The sequence below is a fragment of the Rhizobium yanglingense genome (assembly GCF_977109285.1).
Genome location: NZ_CDSAWY010000004.1, coordinates 404115 through 424121, shown reverse-complemented (window position 1 = coordinate 424121; position 20007 = coordinate 404115). Strand labels below are relative to the sequence as shown.

General features: G+C 62.5%; 13 protein-coding genes and 10 pseudogenes. 12 read left to right on the top strand and 11 right to left on the bottom strand.

Going from position 1 to position 20007, the window contains the following annotated elements; genetic code table 11:
- Window positions 1-138: 138 nt before the first annotated feature.
- Together cobT and ACW4PC_RS07025 are read left to right on the top strand one after the other, a co-directional pair.
- Window positions 139-1155 carry a nicotinate-nucleotide--dimethylbenzimidazole phosphoribosyltransferase gene (cobT, locus tag ACW4PC_RS07030; protein ID WP_455873284.1) on the top strand — a complete coding sequence of 339 codons (1017 nt, stop codon included), beginning with the start codon at window positions 139-141 and terminating at the stop codon, window positions 1153-1155.
- Window positions 1156-1277: 122 nt separating this feature from the next.
- Window positions 1278-1671 (top strand): annotated as a pseudogene (locus ACW4PC_RS07025) (diacylglycerol kinase).
- A gap of 18 nt (window positions 1672-1689) precedes the next feature.
- Here ACW4PC_RS07025 and ACW4PC_RS07020 read toward each other — a convergent pair.
- The gene (locus tag ACW4PC_RS07020) at window positions 1690-2013 is read right to left on the bottom strand and encodes a hypothetical protein (protein WP_455873283.1); all 324 of its coding nucleotides are present in this window, start codon (window positions 2011-2013) and stop codon (window positions 1690-1692) included.
- Window positions 2014-2210: 197 nt separating this feature from the next.
- A pseudogene (locus ACW4PC_RS07015) lies at window positions 2211-3785 on the bottom strand (sensor histidine kinase).
- A gap of 842 nt (window positions 3786-4627) precedes the next feature.
- On the opposite strand from ACW4PC_RS07015, the gene ACW4PC_RS07010 reads away from it, so the two are divergent.
- A complete protein-coding gene (locus tag ACW4PC_RS07010; protein ID WP_455873282.1) occupies window positions 4628-5023 on the top strand; it encodes a hypothetical protein in 396 nt (131 codons plus the stop codon).
- Window positions 5024-5265: 242 nt separating this feature from the next.
- Window positions 5266-5756: pseudogene (locus ACW4PC_RS07005) on the top strand (Lrp/AsnC family transcriptional regulator).
- 269 nt (window positions 5757-6025) lie between these two features.
- Here the strand turns inward: ACW4PC_RS07005 and ACW4PC_RS07000 are convergent.
- Together ACW4PC_RS07000 and ACW4PC_RS06995 are read right to left on the bottom strand one after the other, a co-directional pair.
- A complete protein-coding gene (locus ACW4PC_RS07000) occupies window positions 6026-6712 on the bottom strand; it encodes a DNA alkylation repair protein (RefSeq protein WP_455873281.1) in 687 nt (228 codons plus the stop codon).
- Window positions 6709-7607 (bottom strand): annotated as a pseudogene (locus ACW4PC_RS06995) (NAD(P)-dependent oxidoreductase). Before ACW4PC_RS06995 ends, ACW4PC_RS07000 begins: the two are co-directional and overlap by 4 nt.
- 277 nt (window positions 7608-7884) lie before the next feature.
- Here ACW4PC_RS06995 and ACW4PC_RS06990 point away from each other — a divergent pair.
- From ACW4PC_RS06990 to ACW4PC_RS06970, 5 genes and pseudogenes are all read left to right on the top strand, one after another.
- Window positions 7885-8851: pseudogene (locus ACW4PC_RS06990) on the top strand (aliphatic sulfonate ABC transporter substrate-binding protein).
- 35 nt (window positions 8852-8886) lie between these two features.
- A complete protein-coding gene (locus ACW4PC_RS06985) occupies window positions 8887-9567 on the top strand; it encodes an LLM class flavin-dependent oxidoreductase (RefSeq protein ID WP_455873280.1) in 681 nt (226 codons plus the stop codon).
- Window positions 9458-10069, top strand: a complete 612-nt coding sequence (locus ACW4PC_RS06980; RefSeq protein WP_455873627.1) for an LLM class flavin-dependent oxidoreductase — start codon at window positions 9458-9460, stop codon at window positions 10067-10069. The genes ACW4PC_RS06985 and ACW4PC_RS06980 overlap by 110 nt, the downstream gene beginning before the upstream one ends.
- A 58-nt stretch (window positions 10070-10127) precedes the next feature.
- Window positions 10128-10930: pseudogene (locus tag ACW4PC_RS06975) on the top strand (ABC transporter permease subunit).
- A gap of 10 nt (window positions 10931-10940) precedes the next feature.
- A complete protein-coding gene (locus tag ACW4PC_RS06970; protein WP_455873279.1) occupies window positions 10941-11759 on the top strand; it encodes an ATP-binding cassette domain-containing protein in 819 nt (272 codons plus the stop codon).
- A gap of 1 nt (window position 11760) precedes the next feature.
- Here ACW4PC_RS06970 and ACW4PC_RS06965 read toward each other — a convergent pair whose 3' ends face one another.
- From ACW4PC_RS06965 to ACW4PC_RS06955, 3 genes and pseudogenes are all read right to left on the bottom strand, one after another.
- The gene (locus ACW4PC_RS06965; RefSeq protein ID WP_455873278.1) at window positions 11761-12042 is read right to left on the bottom strand and encodes an ArsR/SmtB family transcription factor; all 282 of its coding nucleotides are present in this window, start codon (window positions 12040-12042) and stop codon (window positions 11761-11763) included.
- Window positions 12039-12732 (bottom strand): annotated as a pseudogene (locus tag ACW4PC_RS06960) (glutathione S-transferase family protein). The gene ACW4PC_RS06965 and the pseudogene ACW4PC_RS06960 overlap by 4 nt, the downstream one beginning before the upstream one ends.
- Before the next feature lie 188 nt (window positions 12733-12920).
- Window positions 12921-13752, bottom strand: a pseudogene (locus ACW4PC_RS06955) (methyltransferase).
- A 125-nt stretch (window positions 13753-13877) separates the two neighbouring features.
- Between ACW4PC_RS06955 and ACW4PC_RS06950 the strand changes: the two are divergent.
- Entirely contained in the window at window positions 13878-14603 is a 726-nt protein-coding gene (locus ACW4PC_RS06950) for a DUF2270 domain-containing protein (RefSeq protein ID WP_455873277.1), read from the top strand.
- A gap of 5 nt (window positions 14604-14608) precedes the next feature.
- Here ACW4PC_RS06950 and ACW4PC_RS06945 read toward each other — a convergent pair whose 3' ends face one another.
- The 4 genes and pseudogenes from ACW4PC_RS06945 to ACW4PC_RS06930 form a co-directional block, all read right to left on the bottom strand.
- Window positions 14609-14875 carry an usg protein gene (locus tag ACW4PC_RS06945; RefSeq protein WP_455873276.1) on the bottom strand — a complete coding sequence of 89 codons (267 nt, stop codon included), beginning with the start codon at window positions 14873-14875 and terminating at the stop codon, window positions 14609-14611.
- A 156-nt stretch (window positions 14876-15031) separates the two neighbouring features.
- Complete coding sequence (locus ACW4PC_RS06940) at window positions 15032-15862, bottom strand: ABC transporter permease (protein ID WP_455873275.1); 831 nt, start codon at window positions 15860-15862, stop codon at window positions 15032-15034.
- A pseudogene (locus ACW4PC_RS06935) lies at window positions 15859-16662 on the bottom strand (ABC transporter permease). Before ACW4PC_RS06935 ends, ACW4PC_RS06940 begins: the two are co-directional and overlap by 4 nt.
- Window positions 16663-16775: 113 nt before the next feature.
- Window positions 16776-17549: an ABC transporter substrate-binding protein gene (locus ACW4PC_RS06930; protein WP_455873274.1), complete on the bottom strand. Its 774-nt coding sequence runs from the start codon at window positions 17547-17549 to the stop codon at window positions 16776-16778.
- 14 nt (window positions 17550-17563) lie between these two features.
- Between ACW4PC_RS06930 and ACW4PC_RS06925 the strand changes: the two genes are divergently transcribed.
- Both ACW4PC_RS06925 and ACW4PC_RS06920 read left to right on the top strand, forming a co-directional pair.
- Window positions 17564-17806, top strand: coding sequence for a hypothetical protein (locus ACW4PC_RS06925; RefSeq protein WP_455873273.1), 243 nt, complete (start codon window positions 17564-17566; stop codon window positions 17804-17806).
- 68 nt (window positions 17807-17874) lie between these two features.
- Window positions 17875-20004: pseudogene (locus ACW4PC_RS06920) on the top strand (OmpA family protein).
- Window positions 20005-20007: the final 3 nt, after the last annotated feature.

The window sequence follows — 20007 nt, the reverse complement described above, 5'->3', positions numbered from 1 at the left end:
TGAAGGTGCGACGCTTTTCGAGTTGTGACGCCTGGCCGCTGCCTTTAATAGAGTCGCGACGAAAGAAGCCGATTTGTCTGCAAAAGACAAGTTGGTCCCGGATCTCCGGACAGATGCAAATACAAGGAAGCTGCATTCATGAGCGTTTCAGGCCTGCCGTTCGACGATTTCCGTGCGCTGCTGCGCGATCTGCCGGGACCGGATACCCGGGCGCTGGTGGCAGCGCGCGAGCGCGACGCGCAGCTGACAAAGCCGCCGGGCGCGCTTGGGCGGCTCGAGGAGATCGCCTTCTGGCTGGCGGCCTGGACGGGCAGGGCGCCGGCCGTCAACCGGCCGCTGGTTGCGATCTTCGCCGGCAATCACGGCGTGGCGAAACAGGGCGTCACGCCCTTTCCGCCGGCGGTGACGCAGCAGATGGTGGAGAATTTCGCTGCCGGTGGTGCGGCGATCAACCAGATCTGCGTCGCCTACGATCTCGGGCTGAAGGTCTTCGATCTGGCGCTCGACTATCCGACCGGCGACATCACCGAAGAGGCAGCACTTTCCGAGCGCGACTGCGCGGCGACCATGGCCTTCGGCATGGAGGCGATTGCGGGTGGCACGGACCTGCTTTGCATCGGCGAGATGGGGATCGGCAACACGACGATCGCTGCGGCGATCAATTACGCGCTTTACGGCGGCTCGGCGCGCGACTGGGTCGGCCCGGGAACCGGTTCTGAGGGCGAGATGCTGGAGCGCAAGGTGGCAGCCGTCGAGCGCGCTGTCGAGCTGCACCGCGACCATCTGAACGATCCGCTGGAAGTCATGCGCCGCCTCGGCGGCCGCGAGATTGCGGCAATGGCCGGCGCCATTCTCGCCGCGCGCGTCGAAGAGATACCGGTGCTGATCGACGGCTATGTGGCGACGGCGGCAGGCGCCATCCTGCAGGCGGCCAATCCGTCGGCGCTCGATCACTGCCTGATTGGCCATGTCTCAGGCGAACCGGGGCATCTCAGGGCGATCGAGATGCTCGGCAAAACGCCGCTTCTGGCGCTCGGCATGCGGCTTGGCGAGGGAACGGGTGCGGCCCTTGCCGCCGGCATCGTGAAGGCCGCCGCGGCCTGCCATTCCGGAATGGCGACATTCTCGCAGGCGGGCGTTACCAACGGACACTGAGCGCTGCAGCTTTGTGTCAGACGGATGACGGGTGCTTGCGGCGGAAGCCTGGAACCGGTATTCGCATTTTGACCGATGGACGGCGGCTGCGGCCGCCGCCGACTGCAAGACGAGGGCGCGCTTTGACCAAACCTGCCATAGGCAAACTGACGGGTGTGAGCCATTTCTTCGCTGCCGCCGTCTATTCCTGGGCGGGTTTCCAGCGTCTGATCAAGGAATCGGCTTTCCGGCAGGAGCTGCTTTTTGCCGCGGTTTCGCTGATCCTGCTTGCCGCCGTCGGTGCATCGCTTTGCGGAAATGATGATTGCCGTCGTGCTATTTCTGGTGCTCTTCGCCGTGGAGGCGCTGAATACGGCAATCGAGGAGGTGATCGATCGCATCTCGCCGGAAATCTCGATGGTCGGCGAACATGCGAAGGATCTTGGCTCCTTTGCCGTCCTCTGCGCGCTTGCCGCGTGCGGGCTCTATCTTCTCGTCACGATCGGCACGCGCCTCATCGCGATCGTCTTCGCCTGAGGCGGATGGCGTCAGGCATCAGGATTTTCTCCGATCGCTTTTTCGAAAAACAGGCTGATCGGTGACGGCCTGTAAGCGCCGAAGGGGCCTGCGCTCCTTGTATCCGGCTGAACGATACAGGCTTTGTCCATCCGTATTCCTGATACCGACTTCCATCTTGATAAGACGAATTCCTTTGGACAAGGCCGCTGGCTTCCAACGGCTTGCAACGGTGCTCTTCCAACGCCCCTTTGTCTGATCCTCTGATCCACGATCATCCGCTTGAGCTCCGCCGGTGCCGATCATGATCGTCGAAGAGCGCGCAGCACCCTGCTGCGGAAAGATCGCCAGGGCGTGCGACAAAGACTCGAAATATGGGGTGCGGACAATGTCTCCGGATCGAGCGGCTCTGCGAGTCTCGCCGGGATAGAGCGAAGCCGCAATTGCATCGGACAGTAAGAGCGAGCCGACGCCACGTCATCTTGCCGCGGGCTTTCCTCTCTGACGCTCAACATCAATTGCACTGATCTGTCACCCTGGTTTCGTGCAGATTGCCGTGATTAAGCGAAGCTCTTCCGGCTTGCGGTGAAACGGCGCTGCGCTTCCTCGACGGCCGGCAGGCTCTGCAGCACGCGCCTGGCAGGCAGGATGGCGATCACTTCGGTGCCTTCGCGCAGCTTTGATTTCAGGACGAACTGGCCGTCATGCTTGGCAAGGATCGCCTGGACGATCGGCAGGCCGAGGCCGGTGCCCTGTTCGGCGCTCTTGATGGCGATCGAGCCCTGGCCGAAGGCGGAGAGCACGACGGGGATTTCGTCCTCTGGAATGCCGGGGCCGTTGTCCTTGATGGAGATGTACTGGCCGCCGCCTGCCGTCCAGCCGACCTTGACATGGATTTCACCGCCTTGCGGCGTGAACTTCACTGCGTTTGAGAGCAGGTTCAGCACCACCTGGCGCAACGACTTCTCGTCGGCCCAGACAGTACGGCAGGCTCCGGTTCGAACTGCTGGGTGATGGAAATGTTCTTGCCCCTGGCACGCAGTTGCACCATGCCGATGCAATCTTCCGCGATATCAAGGAGCGAGATCGCTTCTTCGATGAGCTCGTATTTCCCGGCCTCGATGCGCGATAGGTCGAGGATCTCGTTGATGAGGTTCGAGCAGATGCTGGCCGGAGCGGTGGATGTCGTTCGTATATTCCTTGTAGGTCGGATTGTTCAGCGGGCCCATGACCTCGGCCGACATCACCTCGGAGAAGCCGAGGATGGCGTTCAGCGGCGTGCGCAGCTCATGTGACATGGAGGCGAGGAAGCGCGACTTGGCAAGGTTTGCCTCTTCCGCGCGCCGGCGCGCTTCGTCGGACATGGATTTGGCGACTTCGAGCTCGGCGATCAAGTCGTCCTTTTCCGACTGGAAGGAGAGGATCTTGAGGTTCGACTGGAAGAGGCGGTCGCTTATGTAGTTGAAGAAAATGATGGTCGTCGTGAAAACGGCAGTGAGGCTGAGCTCAAGCAGGTCGCGCGAGATGCCGGCCTTTGCAGCGAGTGCCACGACGGAGGGTGCGAAGGCAACGAGCACGGCGGGCGTCAGCATGAAATTCGACATTGCCGTCAACGGAAAGCGCGATGAGAAGCGTCGTGCCCTTAAAGAAGAGATGAAGCCGGAGGGATCGCAGGCGCTGCAGTCCTGACAGCGCAAAGACGGCCCATGCAGCTGCCGATCATCAGCTGGCCGAAGAGCAAGACGCAGCGCCATTTGCAGCGCCGGAGGTTTCCGGAGATGATCTCCTGTTTTGCGGGCTTGCTTGGCCAGCACGAGATAGATGTTTGCCGCATAGGCAGTCAGCGTCAGTACGGCCCAGAGGAAGATTTGTGTGTTGCCTGTGAAATAGATGCCGAGGACCGCAATGATGATGCACGAAGAAGCGGCATGATCGATCGCGCCCTGAATGAAGGTCTCGGTCGATGTGCATCCTCAGCGCGTCCGCGATCGATAGGCGGCGGTTCCGCCAGCAGCGGCCGGATTGCAGCCGTTCGCGCGTCTGCCGTCACCGCGCCTGGAGACCGCCTTGTTGCGGTGACTGCGCGAGCGGTCGACGATGATCTTGTCGGTCGACGTGCTGACGCCGGTACTCATTGTGCACAACGCGGGTGACATGAACCCTTGCAGATTACGCGCAGTAATCCCAAGCAGATGCTGCCGTTAAAGGAGTTGTTTGCCATTTCTGCCAACGGTTTGTTGTTCACAGGAGGCGAAATGCGAGGCAAAAGCAGTGCGTTTTTCGGAACGATTACGCGACGGCGGGCTACCGCTCTCGCCACGGCTCGCGCTCGGTCTGGCTGATCGCCGCCAAGCTCGATCAGATCAAGCCGCGATAACCGTGCACGCCGGCCGACTTCATGCGTGATCAGACGGCGACACGCCTGACGAACGGTGCCGAACGCATCCGGCTGCACGGCATCGATGCGCCGGAGCTTGCGCAGACATGATCTGCGCGCGCGGCGGAACGCGCTGGGCCGTGCGGCCGAGGAGGCGCGCCGAGACACTGCAGCGGTCTGGCCCGGCCGGACGGGATTTATCCTGATGCCGGCGGTGCCAGCAGGACCAGTTACGGCCGGCTGCTCGGTCGATCGTGTCCGGAGCGGCAGGCATCGATCTCATCGGAAATGGTGGTCGGCGGGTCATGGCCGTCGCATCATGGGAACTACCAGTTCGGCAAGAGGAGCAGTCGGCGGCGCGCAGGGAGGCGCAGGTCATCTGGGCGGGAGACATTCGAGCGGACCGTCGCGACGTGCGCGGCCGGGAGCACCGTGCAATCGCGGATTTGGAGGACGCCGGGTGCGGGTTCACCATTGTCCGCCATCGCGTGGACGGGACCATGGTCGAGCTAGCGCCGGTGCGTGATGACGGCGCTTGGCCGCGCTGCGCGGCGAAATCGCCCGCTGTCGTCATCTGCCGCGATATGCCGCTCACTGCGAATGGCCGACGACCGGCTGCCGCACGAGCCCCGGCCGGTCGTCGTCATGTCGACCACGGCGCGCATCCTGATTGCCGGGCCAGGCGCCGGGCTTCAGGGTGCACGAAAGCGGCGTTGCCCTTCAACGATGCCTCCGGCGACCGGCTGCGCCACTGGCTGCAGCGTCGAGCGCGAGACATTCGACGACCCGGAGCGGTTCGCCATCGTGCCCATGGGCTTCCGTTTTCCGCGGCTACGACGCCAAGGGCAGCGACCTGCCGCCCCGGCGCGAATGCGCGCCGCACTGGCGCCAGCGGGTGATCGGTCGGCAATGCCGCAGATCGAGCTTGATCCTCGCCATGCGGCCAATATGCCCAGGCATGGCACCTGGGCGGAAGGCGGCAAGCCGAAACCATGACCGAAACGGTGCAAGGCGTGGCGCGAGACGCTGTCTCCATGCCGCAGTCCGGTCGGCATTCTTGCCCCTGCCGCATCCCAGCTGGCGCAACACCGGCTGGCTGAAAAAGAACCCATGGTTCGCGGAGGAGCTGCTGCCGGTTCTGCGACAACATGTGGAAATGCGGCTTTAGTGAAACAATTTTCTGTTTTTCTGCCGAAATTAGTGTATTGAAAGGAAATTAATTCAGGAGGGTAGACGCATTGGATCGCCTAGACCGTAAGATTTTGCGCATTCTGCAAGAAGGATTCCACGCTGGCCGTTGCCGATCTGGCGAAAAAGGTCGGCCTTTCCACGACGCCCTGTTGGCGGCGTATTCAGAAGATGGAAGAAGACGGCGTCATCCGCCGGCGCGTGGCGCTGCTCGATCCGGTCAAGGTCAACACCAAGGTCACGGTTTTCGTTTCCATCCGCACCGCTTCCCATTCCATCGAATGGCTGAAACGTTTCTCCGAGGTGGTTCTCCGAGTTTCCGGAAGTCGTCGAATTTTATCGCATGAGCGGTGACGTCGATTACCTGCTGCGCGTCGTCGTGCCTGACATTGCGGCCTATGACGCTTTCTACAAGCGCATGATCGCCAAGATCGAAATTCGCGACGTGTCCTCCGCGTTTGCGATGGAGCAGATCAAATATACGACCGAACTGCCGCTCGATTACATGCTGCTGGATAATCCGAAATCCGGCGAGGAGTGAGGTCTAGCCATTCTGCGGGAAGAGCAAGGTTGGCACGTGCCGCTAATTATCGCGGCCAAGTAGCCGCACCGGCAACGTTACTGTTTTGTGCTGCTATTGCCCTGCCTCATGCCTTGTGCTCGTCACAGACCAGTGCGCCCAAGTCCTTGGGGCGGAAGACCCTTAACGTCGCATCATTCATTCACGGCGCAGACACGCCGCACTGATGCTGCAAATAGCTAACGTCGCGTGTGCCCTTGCATTCCCCCATGCTCGCACTCGCCGGGCTCCTAGGTCCATCGCCCCACTACCTTCTCATTGGTCAACGCCCGGACGGCGTCCTTGCCGATCCAGCGGGCGATCTTGTCGGGGCTTGCGGCAAGGCGTTCGGCGAGGGCCAGAGCCGGGGCGTGGCAGTCGCGGCTGCGCTTGCCGATGTTGCGCAGCGCCCAGTTGACGGCTTTGCGCACGAAGTTGCGCGGGTCGCCGGAATGCGCCTCGATCAAGGGGAGCCAGGCGAGGAGAGTTTCGTCCGGGTCCTGCTTGCGGTGGACAGCAGCGCCGGCGATCATGGCGAAGGCGGTGCGGCGGACGAACTCGCGATCGTCGGCGGCAAATTGCAAAATTACGTCATCGAGCCTCGCCTCGACGAAGAGGTCTGCAGCGCAATCGACGATTTCCCAGGAGTTGAAATCCTTTACCCAGCGGCAGGCTTCGGCGGGCGTGAGCTTCTTCGGCTCGGCTGTGTAGAGCGCCAGCATGCGTGCCTCGCGGATATCGCTTTGCCAGAGCTCCTGCGCGCGGGCGTGGTCCTTCTTCCGCAAGGCGGGCGATTTTTCCTGGAGATCGGGATTGGAGATGCCGAGCGCGCTACCGGTGACGATGCCGAAGCGGATCATGCCGGCAATGTCTTCCTCCGAGCGCAGCGTCTGCAGATGCGCGATCAGCTCGGCTGCGCTTGCGGAGGGGCCGATCATTTTTCCAGACGCGCGAGCAGGGAGGAGGTATCCCAGCGGGCGCCGCCCATCGCCTGGACCTCGCCGTGAGAACTGGTCGACCAGCGCGGCCAGCGCGCAGTTGCGCGCCGTTGGCGATCGGGCCTCGGTCGAGCACCATGCCCGAGGTCCTTGCGCATCCAGTCGACGGCGAAGCCGAACTCGAACTCGCCGCTGCGCGGCATGGTCTTCCGGCGGTTGTCCATCTGCCACGAGCCGGGCCGCCCCCTTGGACACCGACGTCGATAGACGCTTCGTCGGTGTCGAGCCCGGCCACGCTGGCCGAAATGCACGGCCTTCGGCGAGGCCCTGGACGACGCCGGCGATGGCAGATCTGGTTGACCATCTTGGTCAGCTGGCCCGAGCCCGGCAGGCCCCATGAGGCTCGATCGCCTGCGGGCATAGCGCGTCGAGCGACCTGGCTTGCCACGCGCGCCAGACGGCCTCGGCGTCGCCGCCGGCACATGACGGTGGGCTGGCCGTTTTCGGCCCCTGCCTGGCCGCCGGAAACCGGCGCGTCGATGAAATCGCTGCCTTTTGCCTTGGCGGCTTCATAAAGCTCGCGGGCGACTTCGGCGCTGGCGGTGGTGTTGTCGATGAGCACGGCGCCCTTCTTCATGCCTTCCACAACGCCGCCCTTGCCGGTGGTGACCGAACGCAGGTCGTCATCATTGCCGACGCAGGTGAAGATGAAATCGGCATCTGCTGCAGCTTCGGCAGGCGTCGCGGCGGATTTGCCGCCGAACTTGGCAGCCCAGTCCGCAGCCTTGGATACCGTGCGGTTATAGACCGTGACGTCGTGGTCGCCCTTCGTCTTCAAGCCACCTGCCATGGGGAAACCCATCACGCCGAGACCGATGAACGCGACTTTTGCCATATGCCAGATCCTTCTCCTGAATTCGGGGCATGATTAGCCGAAAGTGCCGCGGCAGGAAAGCCAAAGTAATGCCGGTCCGGTTTGCCTGCGCAAACTCGACGGCATGATTTGGAATAAAATTTCGCAAAACGGGCACATTCCGGTCAGCAAAATTGCCGTGGCGGCAAAACTTACAAATAAAATTGTCGATATAATATATAGAGATTATCATTATCAAAGCATCGCAACGAACCGGCAGTTCAAGGATGCTGCCGTGAAGAAAAGGGGATTGCCAACGATCTCTCGACGCCAGACGCTCGGACTTTTCTGGCGCTGCTGCGGCGACCGCCGTTCTGCCGGCCATCAAACCCGCACGCGCTGCAGCCACCGAATTCCGGAATCGGCTGGCAGAAGAACGGCGTGCTGGCGCTCGCCGAAGCGCCGCGGGGCGCTGGAGAGCCGACTTGCCGATCGCGGCATTTCGGTCAACTGGTCAGAATTCACCTCCGGCCCGCCGCTGCTCGAAGCGCTCGGTGCCGGTGCGCTCGACTTCGGCGCGACAGGCGACGTGCCGCCGCTCTTTGCGCAGGCTGCAGGCGGCCATCTCTATTATGTCGGCACCTATCGTGGCAGCCCGGCGGGTTCGGCGATCCTCGTGCGCAAGGATTCTCCGATCAAGACACTCGAAGACCTGAAGGGAAAGAAGGTTGCGTTTAAGCGCGGGTCGAGCGCGCATAACGTTACGGTAAAAGTCTTACGCAAGGCGGGGTTGACGATCGATGATGTCCAGCCGCTGGACCTTGCGCCGCCGGATGCGGCCCCTGCCTTCAAGAACGGCAGCATCGATGCCTGGTCGATTCTGGGACCCTTACCTTGCAATCGCCGAGGCCGATCCGGAGACCCGTATCCTGACGACGGCCGAGGGCATCGTTACCTCATACAGCTACTTCCTCGCCAATCAGGAGTTCACCGATGCCAACGCTCAGGTGATCGTCGACGTGATCGATGAACTCGGCAAGGTCGGTAAGTCGGCGCAGGGCAAGCTCGACGAGACGGTCAAGGAGCTCTCCGAAATCACCGGCGTGCCGGCTGAGGTGACCCGCGTGACGCTGTCGCGGCCGGGCGCCGATCTCGGCGCCGTGACGACCATCACCGACGAAGCGGCAGCCTACCAGCAGGCGCTTGCCGATGAATTCTACAAGCTCGGCATCGTGCCGAAGCCGTTGACCACCGGCGACATCGTCTGGCGGCCGAAGGCGAGCTGATTTCTGTTCCGGTTTTCAAAGGAGTTTTCCGACCCATGAGCGCTTCATCCAAGCCTATCGATTTCCTGTGGTTCATCCCGACCTCCGGCGACGGGGCCTATCTCGGCTCCGGCGAGCTGACCCGCGCGCCGGATATCGGCTACATGACGCAGATCGCGCAGGCCGCCGACCGGCTCGGCTATTCCGGCGTGCTTTTGCCGACGGGCGTCGCCTGCGAGGAGTCCTTCGTGACGGCCGCGGCCCTTTCGGCCAAGACCGAGAAGTTGAGGTTCCTCGTCGCGATCCGTCCAGGCACCGCGTCGCCCGCCTATTATGCGCGGCTGACGACGACGCTCGACCGCATCTCGAACGGCCGCGTGCTGCTCAACATCGTTGTCGGCGGCAGCCCGGGCGAGCTTGCCGGAGACGGCATCCATCTGGAGCATGACGAGCGCTATGCGCATGCAGACGAGTTCTTCACCGTCTGGGAAGAGCTGCTGGAAAAGGGTGTCGCGAGCTTCGACCGCAAATATATCAAGGCAACCAATGCGCAGCTCGGCTTTCCGGCTCCGTTCCAGACCCCGCGACCGCCGCTTTATTTCGGCGGCTCGTCGGATGCCGGGATCGATTTCTCGGTGCCGATGTTCAGAAGTACATCTCTACCTGGGCGAGCCGCCCGCACAGGTCGGCGAAAAGATCGAGCGCGTGCGCACCGCCGCGGCCAAGAAAGGCCGTGACGTGAGCTTCGGCATCCGCCTGCATTTCATCGTCCGCGAAACGGATGAGGAAGCATGGGCGGCGGCCGACCGGCTGATCTCCAAGCTCGACGATGCGACGATCGAGGAAGCGCAGCAGCGTTTCGCCAAGGAGTTCGATTCCGTCGGCCAGGCGCGCATGGCGGCCCTTCATGGGGCGGTCGCCGGACAAGCTGGAGGTCTCGCCGAACCTCTGGGGCCGGCGTCGGTCTTGTGCGGCGCCGGTGCCGGGACAGCACTGGTCGGCTCGCCAAAGACGGTCGCCGCACGGCTTCGCGAATACCAGGACCTCGGCATCGAGACGGTGATCGGCTCCGGTTATCCGCATCTGGAAGAGGCCTACCGTGTCGCCGAACTGCTGTTTCCCGAACTCGGGCTCGACCGCCAGGAGCAGCACCACGGCCTCAAGAGCGATTTCGGCCGTCACCGGGTCTTCGGCGGCGGCAGCCATGGCGGCAATCTGAAGGTCGTTTCCGGCTCCTGATTTCAAAGCACGCAAGGAGATAAGCATGTCGGTTTTCGAAACGCCGTTCACGCGAGCGATGGCCGGCAGGAGAGCCGCAAGGTGCGCTCTCGATTTTCGCTTCCGAGCCGCGAAGCGCTGCTGCCCTTTCGGTGCCGCTCGTAATCATTCTCGCCTGGCAGGCGGCGTCTTCGGAGGGGCTTATCTCCTCACGTGTCATGCCGTCACCGGCGGATGTGGCTGTCGCCTTCTGGTCGAGCCACGCTATCCGGGCAGTTGCCGCATGACGTTCTCGTCAGTGCGTGCCGGGCTTTCGCGGGGCTCATCGTCGGCGGGTCGATCGGCTTCCTGCTCGGCATTGCGAACGGCGTTTCGAAGATTTCCGAGCAACTGACGGATACGACATTGCAGATGCTGCGCACCATTCCGCATCTGGCGATGATCCCGCTTGTCATTCTCTGGTTCGGGATCGGCGAAGAATCGAAGCTCTTCCTCACTTCGCTCGGCGTGCTTTTCCCGGTCTATCTCAATACCTATCACGGCGTGCGCAACGTCGACCGCGACCTGATCGAGATGGGCAGGGTCTACGGCATGGGCGGCTGGACGCTGTTTCGCAAAGTGATCTTTCCGGGCGCGCTGCCCTCGATCTTCGTCGGGCTGCGCTATGCGCTCGGCATCATGTGGCTGACGCTGATCGTTTCGGAATCGATCGCCGCGTCCTCCGGCATCGGCCACATGGCGAACAATGCCCGCGAGTTCATGATGACGGATGTCGTGGTGCTGGCGTTGGTGATCTATGCCGTGCTCGGCAAGCTGGCGGATGTCGTGGCGCGGGCGCTGGAGCGGCGGACGCTGACGTGGAACCCCGTCTATCAGAAATAGGAGAGACGCAATGACCGTCATCACGCATGAGCGCTTCCAGGGGACTGCTGAGCCGGAATACGAGACGGAAGCGGCCGTTGCGCAAGCCGGTGCCGCTTCGATCACGCTGACGGGCCTTGAGAAGAGTTTCAGCGGCAACCGGGTTTTGCGCGGCATCAACCTGCACATTCCGGCGGGCCAGTTCGTCGCGGTGATCGGCAAGAGCGGCTGCGGAAAGAGCACGCTGCTTCGGATACTCATGGGGCTCGATCAGCCGACGGCCGGTGAGTTGCGCTTCGAAGATACCGCCGGTGCCGAGGGCCAGCCGAACGCGCGCATCGTCTTCCAGGAGCCGCGCCTGCTGCCGTGGCTGAGCGTGGCGGAGAATGCAGCCGTCGGGCTTGGCGACAATGTGGAGAAGCGGTTGGCACTGGCGCAAGCGGCCGCGGTGCTCTCCGAAGTGCAGCTTGCCGAGAAGGCGTCGGAATGGCCGTCACGGCTTTCCGGCGGCCAGCGGCAGCGCGTGGCGCTGGCCCGGGCGCTGGTGAGCAAGCCCGGCGTGCTGGCGCTTGACGAACCGCTCGGGGCATTGGATGCTCTGACGCGCATCAGCATGCAGGAACTCCTCAATCGCGTCTGGCGCGAACTCGGCTTCACCGCCGTACTCGTGACGCATGACGTCAGCGAGGCGGTGCATCTGGCCGACCGGGTGATCGTGCTCGATGAGGGGCGGATCGCGCTCGATCTGGCGATCCCTTATCCGCATCCGCGCAGGCACGGCAATGCCGAACTCGCCGAACTGGAGGGCAAGCTGCTTGCGGCGATCCTCGGCAAGGAAGCGGCGCGTTAGGTTAGCTTTGTCGATTTCGCTCGGAAATCCAGCGATCGAGATGGCCAAGCGCGTCCTGCTGCAGGCGGTAGGTGCGGACGCGGCCGGCCTTTTCGGACTGCACGAGGCCGCTCAATTCCAGCACGCTTAGATGCTTCATCACTGTCGGCAGCGTCATGGAGAGAGGCTTTGCCAGCTCCATGACGGAGGCGGGGCCGCGGCCGAGGCGATCGACCATGCCGCGGCGGCTGCGGTCGGACAAAGCGTGAAACATCCGGTCGAGGGCGGCAGGTTCCATGATCATTCGGTGGGCATTTCGCTGCGGATGCGCTCGGGGAGCTGGTAACTGTACGGGTAGAACTTGAAGTAGGGCAGTGCCTCCTTCAGCACCCGCGCAAAGGACGGCCGCTCGAGCAGGCGTTCGTAATAGGCGCGCAGCTTCGGCTGGTCGTCGCCGAAGGGAACGAGCGTTTCGGCATAGAAGAGGGCTGGTGCCGCAGCGCAATCGGCCATCGTGAAGCTGTCGCCGGTGATCCACTGGTTGCTGCCGAGCTGCTGCTCGATCATGCCGTAGGCCGTTGCATGCGTGCCGCGTGCCTCTTCCACGCCGTGCGGATCCTTGCCGCCGTCCGGCCGGAGGGTATCGGTGACGATCTTCTGCATCGGCGTCTGCACATAGAGATCGAAGAAGCGGTCCCAGAGGCGGACGCGAAGCGCCCGGTCGATATCGTCCGGCAACAGGCGGATAGGGCCGGGGTAATGCTCGGTCGAGATATTCGATGATGATGCTCGTCTCGGGGATCGTGCTGTCCAGCGCCTCGTCGCGCAGGACCGGCATCTTGCCGACCGGCCAAAAGCGGAAGAGATCGGCGCTCGACGGTTCATCGGCCAGATCGACGGTGCGGTTTTCGAAAGGCGTGCCGTTCTCGTAAAGCGCGATCAACACCTTGTGGCAGAAGGAGGCGAGGGGATGTCCGTAAAGAACCAGCGACATGGATCGAGCCTTCAGTGATCGGAAAGTTTACTGAATGGCTAAGTATCAGGCTGCGGCGCTGGCCGCAAGGGATGGTTTCCTGATTGGGTAAGTATCCGATGCAACGCGCCGATCCGTTATTTCTTATGTCGCGTCAGGGAGGCTAGATCTCATAAGCGAACGCAGTGGGCCTTGAAGGATCGTGCGCCTCAGCCGGCCAACCGCGCAATCACCAGATGTCCCGGACGTCGGGCTGACCTTCCTGCATGCGGACGTTGATTTCGCTCATCTCCGACGAGGCTCGAAGCCGGTCGCAGTCAGGCGGTCGCGGATATAGGTCTTCGGCGTGCAGCGAAGCGCTGGTGCGGGCCGACGGCGTATAAGGGCGGCCGTCGAGCGTCCCTGGCGGGAGCGTCTCGGAGGAAAAGATGAAGCAGGCCCCCGGGGGTCAGGTTTTCGGCGACGCCGAAGAAGAGTGGCTCCAGGGCGCCGAGATAGGGCAGCACGTCGGTCGCGGTGATGAGGTCGAAGGCGCTCTTCGTCGTTGTCGTCGAGGAAGTCCTCGACCTCGGCCACGATAGAGCGTCTCGTAGATTTCCTTCTCATGGGCGATCTCGACCATGTTTTCGGAAATATCGATGCCCGTCATCTCCTCGGCAGAGGTCGCGCAGCGCTGCCGCCCGTGAGCCCCGTGCCGCAGCCGAGATCGAGCAGGCGCTTGAAGCGGTCGAGCTTCAGCTCCTGCAGGCGCTGGCGCACCAGCATGGGGACGTGGTAGCTGAGTTGCTCGACGAGCACGTCCTCGAAGACTTCGGCATGCTGGTCGAAAAGGGTTTCGACATAGGCATCCGGCGCCCTGACCGGCGTTTCGCCGCGGCCCATCGAGGCGATGCGGACGGCCGCGCCGCCGTGGTCTTCCGGGTCGATTGCCAGCACCTCCTCATAGGCCCTCACGGCAGCGTCGATGTCACCGGCCTTTTCGAGGGCAAGGGCGCGGTTATAGGCTTCCGCAAGCGCTTCCTCGTCGATCTTCTTTGCCATTGCCGTCACCACCTTTTTGTGTTCAGGCAAGCCTCTAAGGCGGCTTGCCGCCTTTTGCAATGGCGGCCTTGGAGGCGCAGAATGCGAAAATGGAGATCTCAATAAGAAGGAAAGGGAGGAATGCCATGACGACGGACATCAGCAAGCCCGACCTTGACGAGAGCGCCCGGAAGGAGGCAACGCCGCCACTGCCGCTGACGCCGGTCGAAATCACCAATACGCTCGCGCACTATTATCGCGGCGAACTTGGACGCATGACGAGTTGGCGGGATCGCATCGACCGGACGTCGAACTGGGCGATCACGGTGGTCGCTGCATTGCTCTCCCTCTCGCTGTCGACGCCGACCGCGCATCATGGCGTGCTGCTCTTCGGAATAATGCTGATCTCGCTGCTCTTGCTGATCGAGGCGAGGCGCTACCGGTTCTTCGATATCTACCGGGCCCGCGTCCGGCAGGTCGAAAAAAACTATTTCGCGCAGATCCTGTCGCCGGAGGCGAATTCCGCGCGCGATTGGGGTCCGGTGGTCGCAAACAGCCTGCGCAAGCCGACGTTCCTGCTGACCTATGCGGATGCCGTCCAGCGGCGGCTGCGGCGCAACTACAGCTGGATGTATCTCATCATGCTGCTTGCCTGGGCGCTGAAAATCACGACACCGAAACTGCAGACCGAGGGCAGCGCCCTGGCACAGACGCATTCCTGGGCCTATGTGATCGACAATGCCGTTCTCGGGCCGCTTCCGGGGCTCGTGGCGATTGCCCTCGTGGCGGCCTTCTATCTCGCCATCCTCTACGGCGTGTTACGCCGGGAACCCGACAGAGGCGAGTACATTCATGGCGAGGCGCATGTCTAGCGGCCTCAATGCAGAATGAACTCGCCTTTCAGGGCGCGCCATTCCGTTGCCGAAATCAGCTTGCGGTGGATGTAGCGCACCGAATGCAGCGGGCCGTCCAGTTTCTCCTGCCAGAACTTCAGAAAGCCGCGCATTTCGGGAAAATCCGGAGCAAGATCGTATTCCTGCCAGATGTAGGTCTGGAGGATCGCCGGGTGATCTGGCAGGCGGTAGAGGATGTGGGCGGTCGTCAGCCCGTATCCCTGAAGCTGCTTTTCGAAATCCTTGTTCATCTCAGCCTCGGTTTCGTTCCCATGTCACGTTTGTGAACATTATATGAATGGAAACACGCGTCGGTTAACGCAAGCTTGACAGATGTGGGAGGAAAAGGCTATTTGTTTTTGATTTCAATGGCTTGGCAGCACTCATATGGGAGTGCTACCAAGCGGTCAGCGCTTTAGATGCCGTGTCAGGCGGCGCTCGATCCAGTTCCAGAAATGCCGGAGCGCTTCGACGATCGAAAGATAGAAGATCGCCGCCCAGAGATAGGTCTGATAATCGAAGGTGCGCGAGAAGGCGTAGCGGGTTTCGCCCATCAGATCGAGAACGGTGATGATGGCGACGACGGCAGAGCCCTTGATCAGCAGGATGATTTCATTGCCGTATGGGCGCAGCGCCACGATGAGCGCCTGCGGCAGAACGATCTTGCGGAAGGCGACGGCCTTGTGAATGCCGAGCGCTGACGCTGCCTCGTGCTGGCCGCTCGGCACGCTTTCGATGGCGCCGCGCAGGATTTCGGCTTGATAGGCGGCGGTATTGATCGTCATCGAGAAGAGACCGCAATACCAGGCGTCGCGGAAGAACCACCAGAGGCCGGCGGCTTCGAGCTGCGCGCGGAAGCCGCCGAGGCCGTAGTAGATCAGAAAGAGCTGTGCCAAGAGCGGCGTGCCGCGGAAGACGTAGACGTAGCAATAGGCTAGCGTGCTGATGATCCTGTTCTTCGACATGCGCGCGAAGGCGAGCGGCAGGGAAAGTGCTGCGCCGAAGATGACGGAGATCGTCACCAGGATGATCGTCGTCATCAGTCCGTGCAGGTAGCGCGGACCGTAGCGCGTGAACTTGTCCACGTCCCAGCCGGCGATCACCATGTAGATCAGGCTTGCGGCAAGCAGCGCCCAAAGCAGGACGAGGAGCGAGCCGACGACGCGCGTGCCCGTTATCGGCTTGACGATTTCCTTCGGCGCCGGCTGCGGCGGGATGAGGGTTTGCGCATAGCTCATCGGCGGGCCCCAGAGCGCTTCGCCCAGCGTTCGATATAGCTGAGGCCGATCGACGAGATGATCGCAAGCGCGAGATAGAGGCCGCAGGCGATAATGTAGAAGAAGAAGGCCTGCTTGGTGACGCGGACGGCGACACCGGTCTGGCGCAGGATGTCGGCAAGGCCGATGATCGAGACGTAGGAGGTGTCCTTGAGCAGGATCATCCACAGGTTGCGTGAGGCCGGGCAGGGCGATGCGGATCAACTGCGGCAGCACGATCAGGCCGAGCGTGCGGCCGTGATGAAGGCCGAGCGCATAGCCGGCTTCGTACTGGCCCCTCGGAATGGCGCGGAAGGCCGACAGCAGCACTTCCGCGCAATAGGCCGAAAAGACCACCGAGAGCGCGATCATGCCGGCGACAAAGGCATTGATCTCCACCCGCTGCTCGTAGCCGAAGGAGGTGAGCACCGACTGGATCAGGATCTGCAGGCCGTAATAGATGATGAAGAGCGTCAGGAGCTCTGGCAGGCCGCGGAAGATCGTGGTGTAGATGCCCGACGCAAGGCGCACCGACCTTTCTTCCGATTGCTGGCCAAGCGCGACAAAGAAGCCGATGATGAGGCCGACGGGAAGCGTCAAAAGCGCCACGGTGACGGTAGTCTTCAGGCCGAGCGCGATTTCGTCTCCCCACCCTGCGTCGCCACAGGCGAGGAGGGTCGATTGCCCGAACCAGGTGAAAACGCCGGCAGGTCCGCAGAGCGGATCAAGATGTATCCTATCCAGGCCCAGAACGAGCCCGGCGCGGAAAACAATCCGCCCATGCCAACTTTCCCCTCACGGCTTATGCCGTTTTGATCTTTCCATGGTTGTCAAACAAAAATGGCGGAAGAGCAAGCCTTCCGCCACCATCTTTGCCGGTCAGTTACAGGTTTTCTTATTCGCCGTAAACGTTGAAGTCGAAGTACTTGTCCTGAATTTCCTTGTACTTGCCGTTGGCGCGGATCGCTGCGATCGCGGTGTTCAGCTTGTCCTTGAGCGGGTCGCCCTGGCGCACGGCGATGCCGGCGCCCTCGCCGTTGATTTCCTTGTCGACGGGAAGCGTCGTCAGGATCTTGCAGCAGGCGCCGGCTTCCGACTTGATCCATTCGGAGAGAACGACGACGTCGTCGATGGCGGCGTCGATACGGCCGCTCGAGATGTCGAGCTTATACTCGTCGGCGGTCGGATAGAGCTTGAGCTCCGTGTCGGCAAGGTGCTTTTCGGCGTAGTTGGCGTGCGTCGTCGAGGTCTGTGCGCCGATCGTCTTGCCTTTCAGGCCGGCGACGTCGGTGATCGTCGAGTCCTTCGGCACGGCGACGGCCGGCGGCGTGTTGTAGTACTTGTTGGTGAAGTCGACGAGCTTCAGACGCTCCGGCGTGATCGACATCGACGAAACGATCATATCGTACTTCTTGGCCTGCAGCGCCGGAATGATGCCGTCCCAGTCGGCGCTGACGAAGGTGCATTCGGCCTTCATTTCAGCGCAAAGCGCCTTGGCGATGTCGATGTCGAAGCCCTTGATCTCGCCGCTGGCGTCTACGAATTCGAAGGGCGGGTAGGTCGAGTCGGTGCCGATCACGTACTTCTCGCCGTCGGCCATTGCCGAACCTGCGAAAAGCGACAGCGCTGCGAGTGAAGCGGCTGCGAGAAAGCGGGTGGTGATACGCATGAGGATCCTCTCTGTTGGTTGGCCGCTGCGTCTTCTTCTTATCCGCCAGCGACCGGAATGCGGCGGGCACGGGGCACCGCCTTGGCGCGATAATCAAACCTTTTTTTTGCAAATTGCAACTGGAATCGCTGCGGAATGGCGCGGCGCAAACTGTGGCAAAGATGAACGGCACCGAACCGCAGCATTCATACCGGGTTAATGACGGGCTTCCTAAAACAGGGGGAACAAATCCGGATTTGGACGATTTGGATCCTTGAGTCCGCCCACAAACGTCGGGACGCCCTGCAGGTGTTCCAAAAGGCTCAACAAGAAGACGAGGAACCCCATGGGAATGAAATCGAGATTGTTTGCCAGCGCCGCTTTTCCGCTGCTTTCGCTGTCGCTGGCTATGTCGCCGGCCCATGCAGCGACCGCAGCCGGTGGAAGTGCGCTGCGGCCCATACCGCAGGTGATCAGCGGCAGCTACGAGGTCGCGCAGGATGCTGCGCCTTCGGATGAAGAGCTTCTGAAGAAGAAACGCAAGCGGCCCGCCGAGGAGCAGCAGCCTGAGGCACAACCCGAGCAGGAGGCGCCGCAGGCCGAACAGGAAGCGCCGCGTCGCAAGCAGCGCAAGGCAGACCCCGAACCCGAGCAGGCCCCGGAAGCGCAGCAGGCTCAGCCAAGCGAGGAACAGCCCCGACGCAAGAAGCGTCAAGCCGCGCCGGAACAGGCCGCGCCCGAGCCACAGCAGGAGCAGGTAGCGCCTGAGGCTGCGCCGGAACAGCAGCCCGCGCAGAGATCGAGAGCGGCCGCGCCGCAAGCAGCGCGAGCAGCAGCCTGCACAGCAGGAAACAGCGCCCCAGCAGGGCGAAGCCCAGCCGGAGGCCGACGAGCCGCAACAGCAGACGGAAGAGGCGCAGCCCGAGCAGCAGCGCCCGCGCAAGCGGCAGCAGCAAGCAACTGAAGGTGAGCAGCAGCCCGCGGCAAAACCCCGCCGCAAGCCCGTGAAAGAAGCTCAGCCTGAGCAGCAGCCGGCCGAGGATAAGGCCGCCGTTCCCCAGAAATCACCGGCGCCCGAGAAGGCTCCTGTGCCCGCCGACATCCCGCGCACCCGAAGAACCGCCGGTTCCCGCAGAGCCGGGCGAGGCGCAGAAGCCTGCCGAAGGTGGCGAACAGCCGCTGCAACAGCAGGGCGAGCAGGTGCCCGTCCAGCCCGCAGCGCCGACTGGCGAACAGCCGAGCGGTGATGCGCAGCCGACAGAACAGGCCATTCCTGCTCCTGAGAAAGTGACGCCGGAAGAGCTCGATCGCCGCAAGCAGATCGCCGAGGATCCGAGCAAGAGCAATGAGACCGTTGTCCTGCCGGTCGAGAACGGTGCGGCCGTGCTCGACAGCGACAAGGATGCCGACCGGGCTGCCGGCCGGGGCGGACGGCGTGAACGTGATCGCCTGCGCGCTGCAGAGCAGCAGGTCATCGCCGCCCCGAAATCCGATGCCGATGCGCAGCTCGCGCCGGAAGGCCAGCGCCGTCCTCCGGTCAAGTTTGAGGCGGTGACGAGCGAAGAGGGCCGCAGGCTTGACCGCAGGCCAGAGTTCATGAGCCCGGAAGGTGCGCGCGTCGAGCGTTACGAGGGTGACGACAACCGCACCATCATACAGTACAACAACCGGATTGTGGTGCGCAGCGATGACGACCGCCGCTTCCTCAGGGACGGCGAACGGCCGCTCTACGAACAGCTTTCGCGGGACCGTTACCGCGAGACGATCGAGCGTCCGGAAGGCTATCGCATCGTGACCATCCGCAACCGCTATGGCGATATCATCCAGCGCTCGCGCATCGACGGCGGCGGCCGCGAATATGTTCTCTATTATTCGCCGGAACTCTACGATGATCCGGACCGCGGCTACTTCGAGGATCCGGGCGCTGATTTGCCGCCGATGCGGCTGGGGATCCCGGTGCGCGATTACATCATCGACACAAGCAGCAATCCGGATCGCGATTACTACGAGTTCCTGAGCGAGCCGCCCGTGGAACCCGTCGAGCGCGTCTATTCGCTGAACGAGGTGAAGTATTCGGCCCGTATCCGCGACAAAGTCCGTCGTATCGACCTCGATACGATCACCTTCGCGACGGGTAGCGCCGAGATCCCGATGAGCCAGGCCCAGAGCCTGCGCAAGGTCGCGGATGCGATGAACGAGGTGCTTCAAAAGGATCAGAGCGAGACCTTCCTGATCGAAGGCCATACGGATGCGGTCGGCTCCGACCAGAGCGAATCTCGTCCTTTCGGACCAGCGTGCCGAATCGGTCGCCAACGTGCTGACGGACGTCTATGGCATTCCGCCGGAAAATCTTGCGACGCAGGGTTATGGCGAGCGCTATCTGAAGGTCAATATGGATGGTCCGGAACAGGAAAACCGCCGCGTGACCATTCGCCGCGTCACGGCTCTGGTGCGCCCGGTCGCGTCGAACCAGTAAGGC

Coding starts and splice junctions, on each gene's coding strand:
- ACW4PC_RS06985 (WP_455873280.1), top strand. CDS start 8,887: ATGAGCGCTTCATCCAAGCCTATCGATTTCCTGTGGTTCATCCCGACC.
- ACW4PC_RS06950 (WP_455873277.1), top strand. CDS start 13,878: ATGACGACGGACATCAGCAAGCCCGACCTTGACGAGAGCGCCCGGAAG.
- ACW4PC_RS06945 (WP_455873276.1), bottom strand. CDS start 14,875: ATGAACAAGGATTTCGAAAAGCAGCTTCAGGGATACGGGCTGACGACC.
- ACW4PC_RS06940 (WP_455873275.1), bottom strand. CDS start 15,862: ATGAGCTATGCGCAAACCCTCATCCCGCCGCAGCCGGCGCCGAAGGAA.
- ACW4PC_RS07000 (WP_455873281.1), bottom strand. CDS start 6,712: ATGATCGGCCCCTCCGCAAGCGCAGCCGAGCTGATCGCGCATCTGCAG.
- ACW4PC_RS06930 (WP_455873274.1), bottom strand. CDS start 17,549: ATGCGTATCACCACCCGCTTTCTCGCAGCCGCTTCACTCGCAGCGCTG.
- ACW4PC_RS06970 (WP_455873279.1), top strand. CDS start 10,941: ATGACCGTCATCACGCATGAGCGCTTCCAGGGGACTGCTGAGCCGGAA.
- ACW4PC_RS06965 (WP_455873278.1), bottom strand. CDS start 12,042: ATGATCATGGAACCTGCCGCCCTCGACCGGATGTTTCACGCTTTGTCC.
- ACW4PC_RS07010 (WP_455873282.1), top strand. CDS start 4,628: ATGGCCGACGACCGGCTGCCGCACGAGCCCCGGCCGGTCGTCGTCATG.
- cobT (WP_455873284.1), top strand. CDS start 139: ATGAGCGTTTCAGGCCTGCCGTTCGACGATTTCCGTGCGCTGCTGCGC.